Genomic DNA, 2,043 nt, shown 5'->3' with positions numbered 1-2,043 from the left:
CCACTGCGTACCAGATGATGCTCGATGACAAACACGAGTGCAGCGTCGAAAATCTTCTCCATCTCATCTTAATGTCGGAACTCTCAAAGCTGGATGAACACTTAAAAGGTACTGAAGCCAGCTCTCTTGTTTCGAAAAGCATCGAGAAGACCGCCATTTCCATCAAATCGGTTTTGGCTACTTACATTAAGTCTCTGCGCTACCTACATGGTCTCGATGAAAAAGACAGTCAAGGAAACCGTAAACGGGCGAGATTTTCCATCACTGATTGGGTACAAGATGAATCGCAGCAAGGTTTTTTATTTCTCTCCAGTAACGCAAGACAGCACACTGCGCTCAGACCACTGATATCGATGTGGCTTGCCATTGCCTCTAACGCCATCTTGGGGATGGAGCCTGACGAAGACCGTCGTATCTGGGTCATCATCGATGAAATGCCAACCTTGCATAAGCTACCAGAGCTTACGCACATCATTTCAGAAGTGCGTAAGTTTGGTGGCTGTTATCTACTCGGATTGCAGTCTTATGCTCAACTAGAAACGACTTATGGCCACAATGCGGCTAGAGTTATTTTTGACTTACTGAATACGCGCTTTTTCTTCCGCGCACCCTCAAAAGCCATGGCAACCGTCGCCTCTGACGACTTGGGTGAGCAAGAGATTGACATATCTCGAGAAAATATTTCTTACGGCGCAAATGCACTGCGTGATGGTGTGTCATTGGGCCATCAAAACAAAACGCGCCCTGTCGTCTCCCCTGCTGAAATCCAAGGACTGGATGATTTGGAATGTTACCTGCGCACTCCGAACTCCATGTTAATCACTAAGCTCCAACTAAAGTACGACCGAATGAGCAACATTCAGCCGTCGTTTATGAAGCGAGTTATTCCTGGTGGTGAAAAGATGGAGAGCCTAGACCAAGCCTTGATTTTTCATGAGTTAATTGCATTGCATGAACTCGATGAAACGCAAAGAAAACGCTTACTGGCTATCCAACAAAGCACTTATGAGAACGAAACCGAGCAGCAGCAAGCAAGAGAAAGCCAAAAACAAACCATGACGAAAACGTCAAAGTCATCCACACCGCCATTGAAACAGGGGCAGAACCAACAACTGGCTGAGCAAACTCAAGACGAATTGCAACGAGAGACCGAAGAAGCGTCCATTACACAACAAGATACTGGAGAGATGTACGATGATTAATCTACGGGGTTTGAGGCATTACTCAATACCGTAGTAATAGGAAAATGCGTCCCGTGAACCACATCCCCAACCGAAGCTCTTAAAACTTTACCAATGAATCAAACGGCTCTCATGACGATTTTTTATTGTGATTGAATGAGGTCGACTGCCCTCTCCAATACACTCAATATTTGATGAAAAGGAAAAACACCATGCTATGTCTTCAATGCAGCGCACTCAAAAGCAAAATACCCTCCTACTTATCGAGTCAATCCTTAAAAAGGAACGCTCATTTTTGCTGGCAAATGCTCGTAACACGCGCCTCTATAGGTTGCTTGTTTTTGACAGTCTTATTTGTCGATTCTAGCTTTGAGAGCTAACAATTTCTGTTCCGCATCCTTTTATTACAAAAACCGCATTCACCTCTCCACCAAAAGTAGCCCACACACCCAATTCTGATACAAGGCCTCTGGGCGCTTAGACTATCTGTGTTTAAGCGTTTGCCAAACCGCAGATATGAAAAAGCCCCGAATGAACTATAAATTCAAACGAGGCCCTATCCATGTTTAGCAACTTGATAATAGCCTCTTAACTCTACAGGAGGCAATGATTATGCCGAAGAAAACCGTCCTTGGGGCGTTACTGGTGGTCTGCGTGACCACTGTGTTATTAACCGCTCTCTTTCGAGATTCACTGTGTGAATTTCATTACAAGGGGGCAAACAATGACCTTCAAATAAGATTTGCCTACGAAGTAAGACGTTAAGGTCAAGCGGTAAAGGCTTTAGCCTTTGCCGCTACCTTTCTTGTCGCCTGCATACGTCTAAGCGCCCCATTCCCCTAGCTACTTTTGGTGATTTCCA

General features: G+C 45.0%; 2 protein-coding genes. Both read left to right on the top strand.

Translation table 11 applies throughout. The features are described 5' to 3' along the window. On the top strand, window positions 1-1,202 hold a 1,202-nt coding region (locus AB6E51_RS24245), incomplete at its 5' end, for a type IV secretion system DNA-binding domain-containing protein (protein ID WP_372127323.1). Window positions 1,203-1,787: 585 nt separating this feature from the next. Then, window positions 1,788-1,946 carry a Hok/Gef family protein gene (locus AB6E51_RS24240; protein ID WP_321166794.1) on the top strand — a complete coding sequence of 53 codons (159 nt, stop codon included), beginning with the start codon at window positions 1,788-1,790 and terminating at the stop codon, window positions 1,944-1,946. Window positions 1,947-2,043: the final 97 nt, after the last annotated feature.

This window comes from Vibrio sp. 10N.247.311.47 (assembly GCF_041467535.1).
GTDB lineage: Bacteria > Pseudomonadota > Gammaproteobacteria > Enterobacterales > Vibrionaceae > Vibrio > Vibrio crassostreae_C.
This window is presented reverse-complemented; position numbering and strand designations above follow the sequence as displayed.

Coding starts and splice junctions, on each gene's coding strand:
- AB6E51_RS24240 (WP_321166794.1), top strand. CDS start 1,788: ATGATTATGCCGAAGAAAACCGTCCTTGGGGCGTTACTGGTGGTCTGC.